Origin of the sequence: Luteococcus japonicus (assembly GCF_003752415.1) — a bacterium.
GTDB classification, from domain to species: domain Bacteria; phylum Actinomycetota; class Actinomycetes; order Propionibacteriales; family Propionibacteriaceae; genus Luteococcus; species Luteococcus japonicus.
Genome location: NZ_RKHG01000001.1, coordinates 1,170,854 through 1,189,368 on the forward strand (window position 1 = coordinate 1,170,854; position 18,515 = coordinate 1,189,368).

17 protein-coding genes are annotated in these 18,515 nt (G+C 67.9%); 2 read left to right on the forward strand and 15 right to left on the reverse strand.

The features are described 5' to 3' along the window. Positions 1 to 11: 11 nt before the first annotated feature. From nuoL to EDD41_RS05805, 13 genes are read right to left on the reverse strand one after another with little or no spacing between them, the layout of a single operon-like run. Positions 12 to 1,877, reverse strand: coding sequence for an NADH-quinone oxidoreductase subunit L (nuoL, locus tag EDD41_RS05745; protein WP_094764123.1), 1,866 nt, complete (start codon positions 1,875 to 1,877; stop codon positions 12 to 14). Between the two features lie 52 nt (positions 1,878 to 1,929). Beyond that, positions 1,930 to 2,229: an NADH-quinone oxidoreductase subunit NuoK gene (nuoK, locus tag EDD41_RS05750; RefSeq protein WP_094764122.1), complete on the reverse strand. Its 300-nt coding sequence runs from the start codon at positions 2,227 to 2,229 to the stop codon at positions 1,930 to 1,932. Beyond that, positions 2,226 to 3,038, reverse strand: a complete 813-nt coding sequence (locus EDD41_RS05755; RefSeq protein WP_094764121.1) for an NADH-quinone oxidoreductase subunit J — start codon at positions 3,036 to 3,038, stop codon at positions 2,226 to 2,228. The genes nuoK and EDD41_RS05755 overlap by 4 nt, the downstream gene beginning before the upstream one ends. Further along, positions 3,035 to 3,595, reverse strand: a complete 561-nt coding sequence (gene nuoI / locus EDD41_RS05760; RefSeq protein WP_094764120.1) for an NADH-quinone oxidoreductase subunit NuoI — start codon at positions 3,593 to 3,595, stop codon at positions 3,035 to 3,037. The genes EDD41_RS05755 and nuoI overlap by 4 nt, the downstream gene beginning before the upstream one ends. Beyond that, entirely contained in the window at positions 3,595 to 4,932 is a 1,338-nt protein-coding gene (nuoH, locus tag EDD41_RS05765; RefSeq protein ID WP_123575244.1) for an NADH-quinone oxidoreductase subunit NuoH, read from the reverse strand. Before nuoH ends, nuoI begins: the two co-directional genes overlap by 1 nt. Beyond that, a complete protein-coding gene (locus tag EDD41_RS05770) occupies positions 4,929 to 7,346 on the reverse strand; it encodes an NADH-quinone oxidoreductase subunit G (protein ID WP_123575245.1) in 2,418 nt (805 codons plus the stop codon). The genes nuoH and EDD41_RS05770 overlap by 4 nt, the downstream gene beginning before the upstream one ends. Further along, entirely contained in the window at positions 7,343 to 8,680 is a 1,338-nt protein-coding gene (gene nuoF, locus EDD41_RS05775) for an NADH-quinone oxidoreductase subunit NuoF (protein WP_094764117.1), read from the reverse strand. The genes EDD41_RS05770 and nuoF overlap by 4 nt, the downstream gene beginning before the upstream one ends. Then, the gene (nuoE, locus tag EDD41_RS05780; RefSeq protein WP_094764116.1) at positions 8,677 to 9,426 is read right to left on the reverse strand and encodes an NADH-quinone oxidoreductase subunit NuoE; all 750 of its coding nucleotides are present in this window, start codon (positions 9,424 to 9,426) and stop codon (positions 8,677 to 8,679) included. Before nuoE ends, nuoF begins: the two co-directional genes overlap by 4 nt. A 37-nt stretch (positions 9,427 to 9,463) precedes the next feature. Beyond that, positions 9,464 to 10,816 (reverse strand): NADH-quinone oxidoreductase subunit D, encoded by a 1,353-nt coding sequence (locus tag EDD41_RS05785; RefSeq protein ID WP_094764115.1) that lies wholly within the window; start codon positions 10,814 to 10,816, stop codon positions 9,464 to 9,466. Next, entirely contained in the window at positions 10,816 to 11,577 is a 762-nt protein-coding gene (locus tag EDD41_RS05790; RefSeq protein WP_094764114.1) for an NADH-quinone oxidoreductase subunit C, read from the reverse strand. Before EDD41_RS05790 ends, EDD41_RS05785 begins: the two co-directional genes overlap by 1 nt. Continuing rightward, complete coding sequence (locus EDD41_RS05795; protein WP_094764113.1) at positions 11,574 to 12,122, reverse strand: NADH-quinone oxidoreductase subunit B; 549 nt, start codon at positions 12,120 to 12,122, stop codon at positions 11,574 to 11,576. The genes EDD41_RS05790 and EDD41_RS05795 overlap by 4 nt, the downstream gene beginning before the upstream one ends. Positions 12,123 to 12,153: 31 nt before the next feature. Next, the gene (locus EDD41_RS05800; RefSeq protein ID WP_094764112.1) at positions 12,154 to 12,513 is read right to left on the reverse strand and encodes an NADH-quinone oxidoreductase subunit A; all 360 of its coding nucleotides are present in this window, start codon (positions 12,511 to 12,513) and stop codon (positions 12,154 to 12,156) included. 58 nt (positions 12,514 to 12,571) lie between these two features. Next, positions 12,572 to 13,912 (reverse strand): geranylgeranyl reductase family protein, encoded by a 1,341-nt coding sequence (locus EDD41_RS05805; RefSeq protein WP_123575246.1) that lies wholly within the window; start codon positions 13,910 to 13,912, stop codon positions 12,572 to 12,574. A gap of 242 nt (positions 13,913 to 14,154) precedes the next feature. Here EDD41_RS05805 and EDD41_RS05810 point away from each other — a divergent pair, with 242 nt between their 5' ends. Then, complete coding sequence (locus EDD41_RS05810) at positions 14,155 to 15,402, forward strand: isochorismate synthase (RefSeq protein ID WP_123575247.1); 1,248 nt, start codon at positions 14,155 to 14,157, stop codon at positions 15,400 to 15,402. A 9-nt stretch (positions 15,403 to 15,411) separates the two neighbouring features. Here the strand turns inward: EDD41_RS05810 and EDD41_RS05815 are convergent, their stop codons facing one another. Both EDD41_RS05815 and EDD41_RS05820 read right to left on the reverse strand, forming a co-directional pair. Next, entirely contained in the window at positions 15,412 to 17,127 is a 1,716-nt protein-coding gene (locus EDD41_RS05815) for a DUF6297 family protein (RefSeq protein ID WP_179110609.1), read from the reverse strand. Continuing rightward, complete coding sequence (locus EDD41_RS05820; protein WP_179110608.1) at positions 17,124 to 17,777, reverse strand: ABC transporter ATP-binding protein; 654 nt, start codon at positions 17,775 to 17,777, stop codon at positions 17,124 to 17,126. The genes EDD41_RS05815 and EDD41_RS05820 overlap by 4 nt, the downstream gene beginning before the upstream one ends. Between EDD41_RS05820 and EDD41_RS05825 the strand changes: the two genes are divergently transcribed. Continuing rightward, the gene (locus EDD41_RS05825; protein WP_425454329.1) at positions 17,709 to 18,509 is read left to right on the forward strand and encodes a demethylmenaquinone methyltransferase; all 801 of its coding nucleotides are present in this window, start codon (positions 17,709 to 17,711) and stop codon (positions 18,507 to 18,509) included. The genes EDD41_RS05820 and EDD41_RS05825 overlap by 69 nt on opposite strands. Positions 18,510 to 18,515: the final 6 nt, after the last annotated feature.

An 18,515-nucleotide genomic window follows, 5' to 3' on the forward strand; every position in this document is an offset into this window, starting at 1 on the left:
TTCTCCTCCCCTCAGGCCAGCTGGCCGAGGATCAGTGCCAACCCGACCAGGATCGCGCCAGCGACCATGGTGAGGGCGTAGCTGCGAACGTAACCGTTCTGCAGCTTGCGGACGACGGTGGACAGGCCACCCAGTGCAGTGGCGGTACCCATCACGGCACCGTCGACGACCCCGCGGTCGGTGTGGTCGAGAACCTCGACCAGCTTCTGGCCGGGACGCATGAAGACGGCCTCGTTGAAGTGGTCACCGTAGAGGTCATTGCGGCCTGCGATGGCGAACACATTGTTGGTGGCGGGCTGGAAGGACGGGATCTCCTTGCGGAAGAAGAACCAGCCGCAGAAGACGCCCAAGGCCACGACACCCATGGTCAGCATGCCGATCGGCGTGATGTGCGTGAGCGCGGTGTGGTGCACCTCGGCGCCCGTCGCCGGTTCCAGCCACTCCCCGATCCAGTTGTTCATCAGCGCACCGGCGACGATGGACAGCACCGCCAGCACCATCAGCGGGATGGTCATGGTCAGCGGGGACTCGTGCGGGTGCACGCCCTTCAGCCAACGCTTCTCGCCGAAGAAGGTCATCATCATCAGGCGAGTCATGTAGAAGGCGGTGACCAGGGCACCCAGCAGGGCCAGCGACCCGAAGACCGGGGACTTCTCGAAGGCGGCCTCAATGATGTGGTCCTTGGAGAAGTAGCCCGAGGTGAAGGGGAAGCCGATGATGGCCAGGTAGCCCATCGCGAAGGTCAGGAAGGTGATCGGCATCGCCTTGCGCAGGGCGCCGAAGTGGCGCATGTCCACGTCGTCGCTCATCCCGTGCATCACCGAACCGGCACCCAGGAACATGTTGGCCTTGAAGAAGCCGTGCGTGATCAAGTGGAAGATCGCGAAGGCGGCACCGATCGGGCCGAGGCCCGCGGCGAGCATCATGTAGCCGATCTGGCTCATGGTGGATCCGGCCAGCACCTTCTTGATGTCGTCCTTGCTGGTGCCGATCCACGCGCCGTAGAGCAGGGTGATCGTGCCGATCACCGCGACGGCGATCTGCGCGGTCTCGGTCTGCGCGTAGACGTGGTGGCTGCGCACGACGAGGTAGACGCCGGCGGTGACCATCGTCGCCGCGTGGATCAGGGCGGAGACCGGGGTCGGGCCCTCCATGGCGTCCAGCAGCCAGGCCTGCAGCGGGAACTGGGCGGACTTGCCGCAGGCGGCCACCAGGAGCAGCAGGCCGATCACGGTCGCCCAGAAGGGCGACAGCTTCGTGGCGTGCTCGTTGACGTCGACGAAGGCCGAACTGCCCAGCTGGGAGAGCATGGTGAAGATCGCCATGGTCAGGCCCAGGTCACCGACGCGGTTCATCACGAAGGCCTTCTTGCCGGCCAGGGCCGCGGAGGTCTTGTGCTGCCAGAAGGAGATCAGCAGGAAGGAGGCCAGACCGACGCCCTCCCAGCCGAAGAAGGTGATCAGGTAGTTGTCGCCCAGCACCAGGGTCAGCATCGCCGCCACGAACAGGTTCAGGTAGGCGAAGAAGCGACGACGGCGCTCGTCGTGGGCCATGTAGCCGATCGAGTAGATGTGGATCAGCGAACCCACACCGGTGATCAGCAGCACGAACAGGATCGACAGCTGGTCGACCAGCAGGCTGACGTCGACCTTCCACGAACCGGCCTCGAAGAGGGTCCACAGCTGGTTGGTGACGGCGCGCTGGCCGGGCTCGCGCCCGAGCATCTCACCGAACAGGCAGGCGCCGATGGAGAAGGAGTAGAGGGAGGCGAGGGTTGCCAGCAGGTGGCCCCACTTGTCCGTGACCCGGCCGGCCAGCAGCAGGAAGGCTGCAACCACGCCGGGGACGGCGATCATCGTCCACGCATAGCGGAACATACCGCTCGCGGCGATGGGAGTGACTGTCTCGAGAAGATTCACCGATGCCCCCTCAGAACTTCAGCAGGTTTGCGTCGTCGACCGAGGCCGAGCGTCGGGTACGGAACAGGGTCACGATGATGGCCAGGCCCACCACGACCTCGGCTGCCGCGACCACCATCACGAAGAAGGTGGCCACCTGCCCGTCGAGGTTGCCGTGCACGTGGGAGAAGTTCACCATCGCGAGATTTGCCGAGTTGAGCATCAGCTCGATCGACATGAAGGCCACCAGCGCATTGCGGCGCAGCAGGAAGCCCAGGACGCCGAGGCTGAACAGGATGGCACTCAGCACCAAGTAGTAGTTCGGGTTCATTCCCGGCCCTCCTCGGCCTTGACGGACTCGATGGCCTCGAAGGCGCGCTTCGTGGGGGCCCCGAGCTCTTCGGGATTGGTCACCACGCCGCGCTCGTACATGGCGTCGACCACCGAGTTGCGGGCGATGCTGCCGTCGGGCAGCAGGGCGGGCGACTGGATGGCATTGCTGCGTGCGTAGACACCGGGGTTCGGCAGGGCGCCGGGGTGGGCGCCCTCGGTGGCGTACTTGCGCATGCGGGCCTGCACCTGGCCGGCCTGGCGCACCTTCGGGCGCAGTTGCTCGCCGTGCGCCAGCACCATCGCGGCCAGCGCGGCGGTGATCAGCAGGGCGGCGGTGGCCTCGAAGATGAAGACGTACTTGGTGAAGACCAGTTCGGCCAGCCCGGGGACATTGCCGTCCTGGGCCTGGTTGGCGGCATCGAGCCCGACCGGGCTGCCGACCACCGCGTTGCCGATGGCCGTGATCAGCAGGGCACCGAAGCCGAGGGCCGCCAGGACCGAGGCGACGCGGTGACCCTTGATGGTCTCCATCAGGCTGTCGGTCGTGTTGACGCCGACCAGCATCATCACGAACAGGAAGAGCATCAGGATGGCGCCCATGTAGACGATGATCTGCACCACGAACAGGAAGGGTGCATCAAGCGAGGCGTAGAGCCCGGCGAGCGCGATCATCATGGCCGCGAGCCAGACCGCGGAATGCACGGGCTTGCGGCTCAGCACCATGCCCAGGGCACCCAGCACCGCAAGCGGCGCGAGCACCCAGAAGGCGACCGCCTGGGCGGTCACGAGCGGGACGAGGCTGATCATTTGGTGGCTCCCTGGGTCTTCGTGGAGGCGCTGCGCACGTCGGGTTGACCGGTGGCCGGCAGTCCGAGGAAGTAGTCCTTCTCGTCATCGCCGAGGCGACGCGGGTGCGGTGGCTGCTCCATGCCGGTCAGCAGCGGGGCCAACAGGCGGTCCTTCTCGTAGATCAGCACCTCGCGCGAGCGGTCCGCGAGCTTGAACTCGTTGGTCATGGTCAGGGCGCGCGTCGGGCACGCCTCGATGCACATGCCGCAGAAGATGCAGCGCAGGTAGTTGATCTGGTAGACGCGGCCGTAGCGCTCACCGGGGCTGTATCGCTGGTCCTCGGTGTTGTCACCGGCCTCGACGTAGATGGCGTCGGCCGGGCAGGCCCACGCGCAGAGCTCGCAGCCCACACACTTCTCCAGGCCGTCGGGCCAGCGGTTGAGCTGGTGACGCCCGTGGAAGCGGGGGGCGAAGACCTTCTCCTTGCCCTTCTGGGGGTAGCCCTGGGTGAAGGTCTTGCGGAACATGGTGCGGAAAGTGATGCCGAAGCCGGCCCACTGGTCGAAGAGGCCCATCAGGCGTCAACTCCGTTCTTGTCAGCAAGGTCGTCGTCGAGGCGAGCACGCTGGGCGCTCACGACGGGGGTTGCGGTGGGCAGTGCCTGACCGGGCATCGGGGGCACCGGGTATCCACCGGCGAAGGCGTCGAAGTCGCCCTCGTCGTCGATCTCGGTGGTGCGCTCCGGCTCACCGCCGAGCAGCAGCCAGGCCAGCAGCAGCAGGCACAGGACGCCCATGATGCCGGCGAGCACCACGCGGGCATTGCCCTCGGCGCCCATGGTGGCCTTCATCAGGGTGACCATCACGATCCACGCCAGGCTGAAGGGGATCAGCCGCTTCCAGCCGATGCCCATGAACTGGTCGTAGCGGAAGCGCGGCAGCGCACCACGGCACCAGATCAGGCAGAAGATCATGACCTGCGTCTTGAGGAAGAACCACAGCAGGCCCCACCAGCCCTGGTCGATGGACTCGATCATGTTGAAGGGGAAGGGGGCGCGGTAGCCGCCGAAGAAGAGCGTGACCGCGAGCGCCGACAGGGTGGCCATGTGGATGAACTCGGCGAGGTAGTAGGTGCCGTAGCGGAAGCCCGTGTACTCGGTGGAGTAACCACTGACCAGCTCCTGCTCGCACTCCGACAGGTCGAAGGGCGGGGTGTTGGACTCGGCCAGGATCGAGATGAAGTAGACACAGAAGCTCGGGAAGAGCACCAGCGCGTACCAGCTGGGCAGCGGGACGCTCATCCCGAAGAAGTTCAGGTGAGCCGCCTGCGCCTCGACGATCTGCGAGGTGGACATGGTGCCGGACATCAGGAAGACCGCCACCAGGGACAAGCCCATCGCGACCTCGTATGAGATCATCTGCGCGCTGGCTCGCAGGCCACCGAGCAGCGAGTAGGAGTTGTCCGAGCTCCAGCCGGCCAGCACCAGGCCGTAGACGGCCATCGAGCCGGTGGCCAGCGTGAACAGCACCGCGACGGGCAGGTCGGTGACCTGCAGGTGGGTGGTCTGGCCGAACATCCTGACCTCACCGGCGAGCGGGATGACCGCCCACGGGGTGAAGGCGCAGACGCCGGCGATGACCGGGGCCAGCTTGAAGATCAGCTTGTCCGTGCCGTTCGGGACGAAGGTCTCCTTGAAGAGGAGCTTCATGCCGTCGCCGATGGCCTGCAGCAGGCCGCCGGGCGAGTTCATGATGGGGCCCTTGCGGTTCTGCATCTTGCCCAGAACGCGGCGCATGAACCACACATTGAACAGGCACCACAGGAGCTGCAGCATGAACACGCCCAGCACCTTGATCAGCGTGATCCACCACACGTCATTCGGGTGGATCGACGATGCGTTGAGTGGCGTCATGCCACACCTCCTGCGATGTCGGAGTTGTTGGAGACGGCCGTGAGGCCGACCGGGCTGCCGACGGCCGCGCCGATCGAGCGACGGCTGGCCGAGGACGAGTTGGTGGGGATCCACACGACGCCGTCGACCATCGTCTCCTCGACGACGACCGGCAGCGCCAGGCTGCCCGTGGGTCCCTGCACGATGACGGATCCGCCCGGGACCAAACCGGCCTGGGCTGCGGTGGCCGGCGAGACGCGGGCCACGCCGGCCGGGGCGACGGCCTTGAGGTGGTCGGCTCCGTCGAGGCCGGCGGCCTCGTCGTTCATCAGGCGCCAGCTGTCCAGCAGCACACCGTCGGCGGGCTGCTGCGGCTGGGCGGGCACCAGGTTGGCGCGCTGGCCTTCCCATGCGCCGAGCTCGGCGATCTCGGCGGCGGCCTGCTTGCCGCCACGCACGCCGAGGTCACTGCCCATGGCGTCGGCCAGCGCGGCCAGCACGCGGATCTCGGTCATCGGGGCATTGTTCTGGCGGTTCACGACGTTCACGACGCGCTTGCGGTGCTCCCAGTTGGTGAAGCTGCCCGCCTGCTCCTCGACCAGGGAGACCGGGAAGACGACGTCGGCCCGCTCGCTGACCTGGGACAGGCGGTTCTCCAGGGAGACCACGAAGCCCGCGGACTCGACGGCGGCCCGTGCCGCGGCCGGATCGGCGAAGTCGGCCAGCTGCACACCCGAGACGACCAGCGCCTTGAGCTGCCCGGCCGCCGTGGCGGCGAGCATCTCGTCGGCGGACAGGCCGATCTGGCTGGGGAGCCGGTCGACGCCCCAGGCAGCCTGCAGGTCCACGCGAGCGGTGGCATCCTCCACGGGACGTCCACCCGGGAGCAGGTTCGGCAGGCAACCAGCCTCGATGGCGCCCAGGTCACCGGCTCGACGCGGGATCCAGGCCAGACGTGCGCCGGTGCTGTCGGCCAGCTCGGCGACGGCGGACAGGGTGCCGGCCGACTGCGCGGCCCGCTCCCCCACCAGGATGATCGTGTCGGCGCCCAGCTCGGTCTGCTGCGGCAGCGCCTGCACGGTGAGGGCCTCGTGGCCGGGCAGGGCGGGCACCAGACGGGCACCCATCTTGCGCGAACCATTCGACAGGTGGCTGGCGACGCTGAGCACCTCGAGCTTGTTCTTGCGGACGGCCTTGCGCAACCGCAGGAAGACGATCGGGCTCTCCTCCTCCGGCTCGAAGTTCACCAGGATGACCCGCTTGGCCTTCTCCAGTTCGGTGTAGGTCACCGATTCGGCCAGTGTGCGGCCAGCGACCCGGGCGGCCAGGAAGCTGGCCTCCTCGGCGCTGTGCGGGCGCGAGCGGAAGTCGATGTTGTTGGTGCCGAGCACCGCGCGCGCGAAGCGGCCGTAAGCATATGAGGTCTCGTCGAGCAGGCGGCCACCGGTGAGCACGCCCACCTGCTGGCCGGCGGCCTTCAGGCCAACCACCGCCGCGTCGATCGCCTCGTGCCAGCTGGCCGGGACCAGCTTGCCGTCGCGACGCACCAGCGGTGTGGTCAGGCGGTCGGTGCCGCGAGCGGACAGGAAGCCGAAGCGGCCCTTGTCACAGCTCCACTCCTCGTTGACCTCCGGGTCGAGCCCGGCCAGACGACGCTTGACCTGGTAGTGACGGTGGTCCGTGCGCAGGGCGCAACCGGCGGCGCAGTGCTCGCAGCTGGTCTCCGTGCTGACCAGGTCGAAGGGGCGGCTCTGGAAGCGGTAGTCGGAGCTGGTCAGGGCACCCACCGGGCAGATCTGGATGACATTGCCGCTGAAGTTCGACTCGAAGGGACGCTCGGCGAACTCGCCGACCTGCTGCAGCGCACCGCGCTCCACCAGGGCGATGAAGGGGTCACCGGCGATCTGCTCCGCGAACCGGGTGCACCGCGCACACAGCACACAGCGCTCACGGTCCAGCAGCACCAGCTGGGAGACGTTGACCGGCTTCGGGAAGGTCCGCTTCAGGTCGTGGAAGCGGGACTCCCCCTGGCCGTGGCTCATCGCCTGGTTCTGCAGGGGGCACTCGCCGCCCTTGTCGCAGATCGGGCAGTCCAGCGGGTGGTTGACGAGCAGGAACTCGATGTTGCCCCGCTGCGCCTTGGCGGCAACCTCATTGGTGGCCGCCGTCTCGACGCGCATGCCGGGCATCACCTCGGTGGTGCAGGCGGCCTGGGGCTTGGGCATCCCGCGGCCATTGCCCATGTCCGGGATCTCCACCAGGCACTGTCGGCAGGATCCGGCGGGCTCGAGCAGCGGGTGGTCGCAGAAGCGCGGGATCTCGATGCCGACGCTCTCGGCGGCGCGGATCAGCAGCGAACCCTTGGGCACGCTGACCTGGACGCCATCGATGGTGAGGGTGACTTCCTCGGGCTTGGGAGCGATGTCGGTGCTCATGCGTGGGCTCCTTCGGACGTGCCGTGGCTGGATGCAACGGGGAAGATGGCCGACTTCTCGTACGGGAACAGCTCCCAGGCCGGCGTGCCATTGCAGCCGGCCTCGAACTCGTCGCGGAAATGCTTGATGTAGCCGTTGAGCATCATGCAGAAGGAGTCGCCCAGCAGGCAGAAGCTGCGGCCGGCCACATTGCTGGTGATGTCGATCAGCTTGTCGACGTCGCCGGGCTCACCCTCGCCGCGCTCGATGCGCTGCATGATCTGGGTGGTCCACCACGAGCCCTCACGGCACGGGGAGCACTTGCCGCACGACTCGTGCTTGAAGAACTCCATGTAGCGCAGTGCGGCGCGCACGGCGGAGGTGGTCTCGTCGAAGATCTGGATGGCCTTGGAACCCAGCATGGTGCCCTTGGCCGCCAGCCCCTCGTAGTCCATCGTGACGTCGACGTCGGCCGGCGTCAGGATGGGTGCGGAGGCGCCGCCGGGGCAGAAGAACTTGAGTTCGTGGCCCTCGCGGATGCCGCCGGCCAGGTCGATCAGCTGGCGCATCGTGATCCCCATCGGGGCCTCGAAGCAGCCGGGATTCTTCACGTGGCCGGAGACGTTGTAGAGCGTGAAGCCCTTGCTCTTCTCCGTACCCATCGCGTTGAACCAGGCCGGGCCGTTGTTGATGATCGACGGGACGCTGGCGATGGTCTCGACATTGTTGACGATCGTCGGGCAGGCGTAGAGGCCCGCGACGGCCGGGAAGGGGGGCTTGAGGCGCGGTTGGCCGCGGGTGCCCTCCAGGGCGCTGAGCAGTGCCGTCTCCTCACCGCAGATGTAGGCACCCGCGCCGGCGTGGACGGTGATGTCCAGGTCGAAGCCGGTGCCCAGCACGTTCTTGCCCGCATAGCCGGCCGAGTAGGCCTCGCGGACGGCCTGCTGCAGGCGACGGATGGGCTGGAGCACCTCACCGCGGCAGTAGATGAAGGCGTGATTGCTGTTGAAGGCGTAGCACGCGATGATGATGCCCTCAATGAGGGTGTGCGGGCTGGCCATCATCAGCGGGATGTCCTTGCAGGTACCCGGCTCGGACTCGTCGGCGTTCACGACGAGGTAACGAGGATTCGGGTTGTCCTTGGGCAGGAAGCCCCACTTGACGCCCGTCGGGAAGCCGGCGCCTCCACGGCCCCGCAGGTTGGCGTCCTTGACGGTGGCGATCACGGCGTCGGGCTCCATGGCCATCGCCTTGCGCAGCGCCTGGTAGCCGCCCTGCGACTCGTAGACGTTGATCTTCCAGGACCGGTCCTGACCCCAGTTGGCGGTCAGGACGGGGGCGAGCAGGTCACTCACTTCTGCTCCTCCTGCTTCGGCTCGGGCGCCGGGAGGTTGGCCGGGTCGGGAGCCGACCAGCCCTTCTCCGCCGCAATGTTGAGGCCGGTCAGTGACGCGTGGCCCGCGGTGGGCCCCTCGTCGGCGCGGCCGTCGGAGAAGCCGGCGAGAACTCGCTCGGCCTCCTTCCAGCTGGTGATGGTGGCACCGCGGGTGGACTGGACGGGCTCGTCGGCGCGCAGCTTGTCGATCAGCTCGACGGCCGTGTCAGGGGTCATGTTGTCCATGAACTCCCAGTTGACCATCATCACCGGCGCGAAGTCGCAGGCCGCATTGCACTCGACGGCCTCCAGGGAGACCGAACCGTCGGGCGTGGTCTCGCCGGCCTTGATGCCCAGGTGCTTCTCACAGGCATCGAGGATGTAGTCGCCGCCCATGATGGCGCACAGGCTGGTGACGCAGACGCCGACGTGCTGCTTGCCGGCGGGACGACGCTTGTACATCGTGTAGAAGGTGGCGACGCCGTTGACCTGCGCCTCGCTGACACCGACCAGCTCGGCGGTGACCTTCACGCCGGCCGGGCTGATCCGGCCGTCGACGGACTGGACGTAGTGCAGCATCGGCATGATCGCCGAACGCGGCTGGGGGTAGCGGTCCAGGATGTAGCGCATCTCCTGGACATTCTCCTCGGTCAGGTTGGTCGACTTGTCAGTGTGGTCGACGTCGCCCGAGACCTCGAAGTGGGACTGGAACTCGTGGCCGCTCATGCGGTGGCCTCCTGGCTCGTGCTGTGGGTGGTGGTCATCAGCGGTCCACACCGCCCATGACGGGGTCGATGGATGCGATGGCCGGGACGACGTCGGAGAGCATGCCGCCCTCGGTCAGCGCCGGCAGCGCCTGCATGTGGTTGAAGCCTGGGTCACGAAGGTGCGCGCGGAAGGGCCGCGTGCCGCCATCGCTGACCAGGTGCATGCCGAGCTCGCCACAGGGATTCTCGATCGCCACGTAGACCTGTCCGGCGGGCACCTTGAAGCCCTCGGTCACGATCTTGAAGTGGTGGATCAGCGCCTCCATGGACTCGCCCATGATGTGCTTGATGTGCTCATTCGAGTTGCCCTGGCCGTCGGGGCCCAGCGCCAGCTGCGCGGGCCACTTGATGTGCGGGTCCTCCACCATCACCGGCTGGCCCATGGTGGCCTCCAGCTTGGTGATGCACTGCTTGAGGATGCGCACGGACTGGTTCATCTCCTCGAGGCGGATGCGGAAGCGTCCGTAGCAGTCGGGGGTGTCCCAGGTGACGACGTCGAAGTCGTAGTTCTCGTAGCCGCAGTAGGGCTGCGTCTTGCGCAGGTCCCACGGGTAGCCGGCCGCACGCAGCGCCGGGCCGGAGACGCCGAGCGCCATGCAGGCGGTCAGGTCCATGGTGCCGACGTCGACGGTGCGGGCGCGGAAGACCGGGTTGGTGTTGCAGAACTGGGCCAGCTCCGGCAGGTACTTCTCCATCCGCGCCACCAGGGCCCGCAGGCGGTCCAGGCCGTCGTCGGGCAGGTCCACCGAGACGCCACCGGGGCGGATGTAGGAGTTGTTCATCCGCAGGCCGGTGACGGCCTGCAGGAATTCCAGGGTGATCTCGCGCTCACGCAGGGCCACCTCGGCCACCGAGGAGGCGCCGAGCTCGAGACCTCCGGTGCCCACCGCGATCAGGTGGGAGCCGATCCGGTTGACCTCCATCGCCATCACGCGCAGGACGTCCGCGCGCTCGGGAGCCTGGATGCCCAGCAGCTTCTCCACGCCGAGGCAGTAGACGGCCTCGTTGAAGATGCTCGCCACGTAGTTGGCGCGGGTGACGTAGGCCACGCCCTGCGTCCAGGTGCGGTACTCCATGTTCTTCTCGATGCCGGTGTGCAGGAAGCCGATGCCGGGGCGCAACGAGACGACCGTCTCGCCGTCGAGCTCCAGGATCAGGCGCAGCACGCCGTGCGTCGACGGGTGGTGCGGGCCGAAGTTGATGACGATGGTCTCGTCGCCGCGCTCTGCGTGCTCGGCGACGATCTCGTCCCAGTCGGCACCCTGGGTCAGGTAGACGTGGTCGACGGGGGCCTCGCCCGGGGCCGCGTAGAGGTCAGTCACGGTTTCCTCATTGCTGTAGTGGCTCATCAGTAGCTCCTGCGCTGGTCCGGCGGCGGCACCGTCGCACCCTTGTACTCCACCGGGATGCCACCCAGCGGGTAGTCCTTGCGCTGGGGGTGGCCGGACCAGTCGTCCGGCATCAGCACGCGGGTCAGGCCCGGGTGTCCGTCGAAGATGATCCCGAACATGTCCCAGGCCTCGCGCTCGTGGAAGTCCGCCATCGGGTAGGTGGAGACCACCGAGTCGACGTGCGGGTGACCGTCCGGCAGGACGACCTCCAGGCGCAGGCGACGGTTGTGGGTGATCGAGAGCAGCTGGTAGACGACGTGCAGTTCCTCGCCGGTCTGCTGCGGGTAGTGCACGCCGGAGATGACGCTGAGCACCTCGAAGCGCAGGGCCGGGTCGTCGCGCAGCTGGCGGCAGACCTGGGCGATGGCCTCGGGCCTGACGAACAGGGTCAGCTCGTCACGGTGCACGATCACGCGGCCGGTGCCGAAGCCCGGGGTGAGCTCCTCCAGCCGGTCGGCCACCTCGTCGAACCAGCCGCCGAAGGGGCGGACGGCCACGCCGGGGGCCCCGACGGTGCGCTGCATCCCGGCATAGCCGGAGGTGTCGGGCGTGCCGCCCTTGCCCCACATGCCGGTGCTGCGGCCCACCACATAGGGGGTCGGCTGGGCGTCCTCGCGCTCCAGGCCGCCCGTGGGGGCGGTGTCCTGGGAGGCGGGCACCTTCTCGTCGATGGTCTTCTCCGCCTGGGGCTTCGCCTCGGGTGTCTTCTCGTCGTTCATCGCATGAGGCCCTTCATCTCATGGGTGGGGGTGGCCACCAGTGCGGCCGCCTCTTCCCGCTCCTGCTTGCGCTTCATGTCACCGAGCAGCGGGTAGTGCTGGATGTCCGAACGCAGCTTGAAGACGGCGTCGATCAGCTGGTCCGGGTTCGGCGGGCAACCGGGCAGGTAGTAGTCCACCGGCACGATGTGGTCCACGCCCTGGACGATGGCGTAGTTGTTGAAGATGCCGCCCGAGGAGGCGCAGGCGCCCATCGAGATGACCCACTTGGGGTTGGGCATCTGGTCGTAGAGCTGGCGCACGACGGGGGCCATCTTCTGGCTCAGGCGGCCGGAGACGATCATCAGGTCCGCCTGGCGCGGCGAGGCGCGGAAGACCTCGTGCCCCCAGCGGGCGGCGTCGTGACGAGGACCGCCGTAGCTGATCATCTCGATGGCGCAGCAGGCCAGGCCCATGGTCAGGGGCCAGAAAGAGGTCTTGCGCAGCCAGCCGACCACGGCTTCGGAGGAGGCGAGCAGGACGCTGCCGTCTTCTTCGGTGCTCATGTGTTTGGTTTCCCTTCGATCAGCTGGGAGGTCAGTCCCAGTCCAGGCCGCCGCGGCGGTAGACGTAGAAGTAGGCGATGAAGACCGTCACCATGAACAGCAGCATCTCGATGACGGCGAACAGGCCGAGCTTGCCGTAGCTGACGGCCCACGGGTACAGGAAGACGATCTCGATGTCGAAGATGATGTAGAGCATCGCGATGACGTAGTACTTCACCGGAAAGCGGCCACCGCCCGCGGCCTGGGGCGTCGGGTCGATGCCGCACTCATAGGTCTCGTGCTTGGTGCGGTTTGCCTGTGTGGGGCTGAACAGCAGGTTCAGTGCCACCATCACCAGCACGAAGATGGCGCCCAAGGCTGCCAGACCGGTGATCGCAATATAGGGATTCATGCCCTTGCGCCCTTCCTGAGGAGTTCCTGCTTGATTCTTGCCGTGAAATCGCTGTTCGTCATGCCTTGGGGGCCAGACGGGTCAGCGTGTTGATGATGTGGTCGTCGAGGTCTCCCCCGCGCTGGTCGGTCAGGTTGGCGAGCAGCTTGTGCACCAACCGCATCAGACGCTTGCGGGGAAGTCCGTACTTGATGCAGACGTGCATCACGGCCGGCTTGCCGATCAGCCACGCGAAGACGTGGCCCAACCGGAAGTAGCCGCCGAAGGCCTTCTGCAGGCTGGAGGCGTATCCCTCCAGCGCTCGCTCCGCGGACTCGCTGCCGAATCCGCGGGCGTGGGCCAGCGCGATGGCATCCGCCGCGATCTCGGCGGCCTCGAGGGCGTAGTCGATGCCCTCACCGTTGAAGGGGTTCACCATGCCGCCGGCGTCGCCCACCAGGAGCAGGCCCCGGGAATAGGCGGGCTTGCGGTTGAAGCCCATCGGGAGCGCGGCACCACGGATCGGGCCCAGCTGGTTGGCCTCGGTCAGCTCCCACTCGGCCGGGGTGGCCGCGAGCCAGGTGCGCATCAGGTCCTTGTAGTCGGTCTTGCCGAAGGCCTCGGAGCTGTCCAGCATCCCCAGCCCGACGTTGACCACCGCGTTGCCCTGGGCGTCGGTGCCCATCGGGAAGATCCAGCCATAGCCGGGCAGGACATTGGACTTGCCGGGCTCGCCGTCCCACAGCTCCAGCCAGGACTCCATGAAGTCGTCGGCACCGCGGGGGCTCTTGTAGTAGGCGCGGACCGCGACGCCCATGGGCCGCTCGTCCAGCTTGTGGACGCCCATCGCGACGCCGAGCCGGGAGCTGACGCCGTCGGCGGCCACCACGACCGGGGCACGGAACTCACGGCCGTCCTTGAGACGCACGCCGACGATGCGGTCGCCCTTCTCGTCGAGGATGGGCTCGCTGACATTCGCGCCCTCGACCAGTTCGACGCCCAGGCTCGCGGCATGGCGGGCCAGCTTCTCATCGAGCTCCATCCGGGCGCAGGTCAACCCGAAGTCCGGGAAGTCCGCCAGGTCCGGCCATGGCATGAACAGGTCCTTGCCATTGGCAGCGGTCAGCTCCCCGCCGTAGATCTTGAGACCCTCGTTGCGGTGGAAGCCATTGGCCTCGCTGATGTCCATGCCCAGCTTGACCAGGGCACGCACCGCCCGCGGGGTCAGGCCGTCGCCGCAGATCTTGTCCCGCGGGAAGGTGGCCTTCTCCAGCAGCACGACATCAAGGCCGCGTCGGGCCAGGTGGGCCGCGGTGGCCGACCCTCCGGGACCAGCACCAACCACGACGACATCAGCTCGGCGCTCGACAGCACCGCTTTCGACGTCGTCGGATGGCCTGGAGGACGCAGTCTGCGGCATCTATTCTCCTGACCTGCACACGAACCCGGGCTGGCGGCCGAGTGGCGCACCACGACGGACCTCGGGGTCCTTATGGGCTGAGTCTAGGGGCTTTCAAGAGATGCGCCCAACGCACCCCCACCAATCTCCAATCCCCATGCGGACTAGGGGAAATGCGCCGACATTACGCAACCTGTTTGTTGCGCAAATAGCCACTCGGCTGGAGGTGAGCCATTCAGGCGGTCAACGGATACCATGCTGCGGTGATTGTGAACCCCGGCTCCGAACGTCTGCGCGCCCGGACTGTGTCCATTCCGGACCCTGGGAACCTCGAGCGATTCCTGGCTCCCGGACGGGCAAGCGCCTTCCTTCGACGGGGTGACGGGATCGTCGGCATCGGCGAGGTGGCCCGCTTCAGCACCGACTCGCTGGACGCGGCAGACGTCTGGTGGAACCAGTTCGTCGCCGACCTCGAGAACGAGACCGAACTGCCGGGCGTCTCCGGCACTGGCCCCCTGGCCTTCGGCACCTTCTGCTTCGACGCGGACCACTCCGAGCAGCAGTCGGTGCTGGTGGTGCCCGAGGTGATCGTCGGACGGCGCCGGGGCCAGGCCTGGATGACCAGGATCAGCCAAGGCGACGCGAACGACCGGATGCCCGCCCTGCAGGCCCCGCCCGTGGGCCCGGGCAGGGTCGAGTTGCAGGACAGCACCCTGAGCGCACAGGAATGGGAACAGGTCGTTGCCCAGGCCGTCGAGATGATCCGCCGGGGCGAGGTGGACAAGGTGGTGCTGGCCCGCGACGTGCGAGCCCGGGCCGAGCAGCCGATCGACCCACGCTGGCTGGTGAACCAGCTGGTGAACCGCTACCGGGACTGCTGGACCTATCTGGTGGACCGCACCGTCGGTGCCTCCCCCGAGATGCTGGTGCGCACCGAGGGCGGACTGGCCACCTCTCGTGTGCTCGCCGGCACCATCCGTCGCCCCTACGCGGCCGACACCTCGGAGCTGGCGACCATCCTGAACGGCTCGATGAAGGACCTGCGCGAGCACGAGTACGCGGTGGAGAGTGTGGCCCGCGGCCTTGAGGACTGGTGCACCGGGATGAATGTCCCCGACGCCCCCTATGTCCTGGAACTGCCCAATGTGCTGCATTTGGCCACGGACATCACCGGTGTCCTGCGGCCCGGCGCGTCGTCCCTGGCGCTGGCAGCCACCCTGCACCCGTCCGCAGCCGTCTGCGGCACGCCGACGCCGGTGGCACGCGAGCTCATCGCCGCGCTGGAGGGCATGGACCGCGGCCACTATGCCGGGCCGGTCGGCTGGATCGACTCCTCCGGCGACGGCGAATGGGCCATCGCCCTGCGCGGCGGGCAGCTGTCCGCCGTCGACGAGCACGAGATGCAGCTCTTCGCCGGCTGCGGCATCGTGCGGGACTCCGTGCCCGCCGACGAGGTGGCCGAGACCCTCGCGAAGTTCGCCCCGATGAGGCAGGCCCTCACCGGGGAGTGAGGGCGCCGCTCAGCGCTTGCGCTTGACCACCTTCTTCGGCTGGTTGCGCTGCTGGGCCTTGGGGGCTGCGCTGGATCCCGACGACTTCTTCGGGGTCACCACCTGCTTGGCCGGCGCCTTCTCGCCCTTGCGCTCGGTGCGGGCCTGCTCCAGCTGACGCTTCTGCTCCTCCTGCTGCTCCAGGATGGCCTGCTGGTCGATGCCGCCCATCCGCAGGATGCTGAAGGCGATCGCCGCCAGGACCAGGGAGATCCAGGGGCTCAGGTTCAGCACCACCGGCAAGGTGATCAGGGCCACCATGTCGAAGCCGCGCACCAGGTTCAGCGCCAGGCCCGGAGGCAACGCACCGGCACTGGTGGACACCATCGGAGCACCGTAGTCCGCCGGCTTGGCGGATACCCAGCGCACCGCGGCCACCAGCCCCGCCACGGCACAGACCACCGCCACCAGGAAGCTGCGCACCGGGTCGTGCCGGGCCTCCACACCGATCCCGATGAAGGCAGGCGTGACGGCCAGGCACCACAAGGCGGTCAGCACGGCGGGCACGATGGTGGCCGCCGTGCGGATCTCCGAGGTGCTCCATGGCAGGCTGCGGGCCAGCCCCTTGGTGCGGGAGAGCACACGCAGCGTCCCGAAGAAGGGGATCAGCGCGGCCATCAGGACCAGCGCCGAGATGGCGGCATTCAGCGAGCCGAGACCCAGGGCCTGCACCGCATAGGGAACCACGACGCTGACGGCCAACAGGGCCAGCGGCTTCGGGAAACGCACCAGCCGCTGGACGTCACGCCAGACCAGGGCCTGGATGCCCGTGCCACGGCCCCGGGTGGGGCGCACATGGCCGCGCTGCTGGGCCTCCCGCTCCACCAGGATGTCGCGCATCAGCCCGAAGTCCAGGGCGAACATGGCACCCTGCATACCGCTGGCCAGGGAACCACCGCTCAGCAGGCGGGCGCGCCGGATCTGCCCCAACCGGGCCCGCGCCAGCAGGCCGGCCCCGATGATCAGGACCAGACCCAGACCCGCGACGAGGGCCGCGAGCTGCACGGTTCGTGACTGGGCGATGTGGAGTGAGGCGTACCCGGTGGCCGTCGCGACGACGGCCAGCAGGGTGGCGACCGCGGCAAGGGAGACCAGCAGGTGCAGGAGGCGCACGGCCCAGGTGCGTTCGGCCCCCTGTTCCGCCGCGGCCAGCGCCACGAGGCCACCGGAACCCAGGCCGGCGGCGGCAGCCCAGGCCAGCACGGCGCTACCGGGCGAACCGGTGAGCGCGGCAACCAGCGCGCCCATGGCGGCGCCGCCCACCACTGCCAACACGATCGCCAGCACCAGCCGCTTGGCGAGCAGCCGAGCACGGTGTACCGGGGCGTCCATCAACCAGAATCCCTCGGCCGCGGAGGCGAGGACCGGTCCGAACATCCGGCTGGCGGTCAGTGCGAGGGCCAGGCAGCCGAAGAGCGCCGCCCAGGGCAGCAGGCCACGGCCGGACAGGCAGGCCTCGGTGCCGCACGTGCTGGCAACCTTCTGGGCGCTGATGATGACGTTGACCACCATGGCGGCGATCATCACGACGGCGAAGACGGCGATGTAGGCGTCGGAGAGCGCCTGGCGGACATTGCGGGTGGCACGGCCCTGGCGCCAGTCCTTCATCAGCAGCAGGAGCTGGCGTTCGTCGGCCTCGCCCTGGACGGGCAGCGGAGCGGCGAACTCGTCGGTGGTGCTGCTCATCCGCGCGGACCGCCCAGCTCGACGCTGCGGGCCCGCACGGCCTCGACCAGGGAGGGTTCGTGGGAGGCCATCACGATGGCAAGGCCCTGGTCCAGGTCTGCGCGAAGGCGACGCCCCAGCCACGCGATGCCCTCGACGTCGAGGCGCTGCTCCGGCTCGTCGAGCACCAGCAGCTTGCGGGGACGCACGAAGGCGGTGGCCAGGGCCAGGCGGCGGCGCTGACCGGAGCTCAGGGTGCCGGGCAACTGACCGGACTGCGGCACCAGCTGCACCTCCTCCAGCACCTCGTCGACCAGTGCGTCGGGATCGTCCATCCCATGGGCACGGGCCAGCAGGTCGAGGTGCTCCACGACCGACAGGTCCGGGAAGAAGTCGAGGTCATCGATGACGGTGGCCACATTGCGCCGCACGTCGGGGTTGGTCTCCCGCATCGGCATGCCGCAGACCTCCACGGTTCCCTCCGTGGGGCGATCGGCGCCGATGATGCAGCGCAGCACGGTGGACTTGCCCGCACCATTGCGACCCGTGAGGGCCACCGCCTCGCCTTCACCGACCTCGAGGTTGAACTTGTCGACGATCACGTGGTCGCCATAGGACTTGGTGAGGTCACTCACCTTGAGGACGGTCTTGCGTTTGGCCATGGTTCCCATTCTGCGCCATTGGCGACGTGTGGAAAACTGTGGGACGTGTTCGAGACCCGTGCCACCCTTACCAAGCGACGTGCCGACGTCGCCCAGATGTTCGACGGCGTAGCCCAGCGCTACGACCTGATGAACGACGTGATGACCTTCGGGCTGCAGCGCCAGTGGCGCCGTGACACCGTCGAGGCGGTCGATCCCAAGCCGGGTGACCTCATCCTGGACCTGGCCGGCGGCACCGGGACGTCCGCGGCAACCTTCGCCGAGAAGGGCGCCGAGGTCTTCCCCACCGACCTGAGCCTGGGGATGCTGCGGGTGGGCCGGGAACGCCAGCCGGGCCTGCAATTCGTCGCCGGTGACGCCCTGCAACTGCCCTACGCCGACAACACCTTCGACACGGTGACGATCAGCTACGGCCTGCGCAATGTCGAGGACACCCTTGCCGCCCTCCAGGAAATGCTTCGTGTCACGAAGGCGGGGGGTCAAGTGGTGATCTGTGAGATGAGTCACCCCACCAACAAGGCCTTCGAGTTCGTCTACGACCGTTGGTTGCCGCGAGTGATCCCCGCCCTGAGCCGGATCTCCAGCAACCCGGCGGCCTACGAGTACCTCTTCGAGTCCGTCCTCACCTGGAAGCACCAGGAGGAGCTGGCCGACCTGATGGCGCAGGCCGGATGGCAGGCCGTCGGATGGCGCAACCTGAGCCAGGGCATCATTGCGCTGCACCGTGGCTGGAAGGCCTGAGCCAAC

Excerpts from the sequence above, each read along its gene's own strand:
- nuoL (WP_094764123.1), bottom strand. The coding sequence starts at position 1,877 with ATGTTCCGCTATGCGTGGACGATGATCGCCGTCCCCGGCGTGGTTGCA.
- nuoK (WP_094764122.1), bottom strand. The coding sequence starts at position 2,229 with ATGAACCCGAACTACTACTTGGTGCTGAGTGCCATCCTGTTCAGCCTC.
- EDD41_RS05755 (WP_094764121.1), bottom strand. The coding sequence starts at position 3,038 with ATGATCAGCCTCGTCCCGCTCGTGACCGCCCAGGCGGTCGCCTTCTGG.
- nuoI (WP_094764120.1), bottom strand. The coding sequence starts at position 3,595 with ATGGGCCTCTTCGACCAGTGGGCCGGCTTCGGCATCACTTTCCGCACC.
- nuoH (WP_123575244.1), bottom strand. The coding sequence starts at position 4,932 with ATGACGCCACTCAACGCATCGTCGATCCACCCGAATGACGTGTGGTGG.
- EDD41_RS05770 (WP_123575245.1), bottom strand. The coding sequence starts at position 7,346 with ATGAGCACCGACATCGCTCCCAAGCCCGAGGAAGTCACCCTCACCATC.
- nuoE (WP_094764116.1), bottom strand. The coding sequence starts at position 9,426 with ATGAGCGGCCACGAGTTCCAGTCCCACTTCGAGGTCTCGGGCGACGTC.
- EDD41_RS05785 (WP_094764115.1), bottom strand. The coding sequence starts at position 10,816 with ATGAGCCACTACAGCAATGAGGAAACCGTGACTGACCTCTACGCGGCC.
- EDD41_RS05790 (WP_094764114.1), bottom strand. The coding sequence starts at position 11,577 with ATGAACGACGAGAAGACACCCGAGGCGAAGCCCCAGGCGGAGAAGACC.
- EDD41_RS05795 (WP_094764113.1), bottom strand. The coding sequence starts at position 12,122 with ATGAGCACCGAAGAAGACGGCAGCGTCCTGCTCGCCTCCTCCGAAGCC.
- EDD41_RS05800 (WP_094764112.1), bottom strand. The coding sequence starts at position 12,513 with ATGAATCCCTATATTGCGATCACCGGTCTGGCAGCCTTGGGCGCCATC.
- EDD41_RS05805 (WP_123575246.1), bottom strand. The coding sequence starts at position 13,912 with ATGCCGCAGACTGCGTCCTCCAGGCCATCCGACGACGTCGAAAGCGGT.
- EDD41_RS05815 (WP_179110609.1), bottom strand. The coding sequence starts at position 17,127 with ATGAGCAGCACCACCGACGAGTTCGCCGCTCCGCTGCCCGTCCAGGGC.
- EDD41_RS05820 (WP_179110608.1), bottom strand. The coding sequence starts at position 17,777 with ATGGGAACCATGGCCAAACGCAAGACCGTCCTCAAGGTGAGTGACCTC.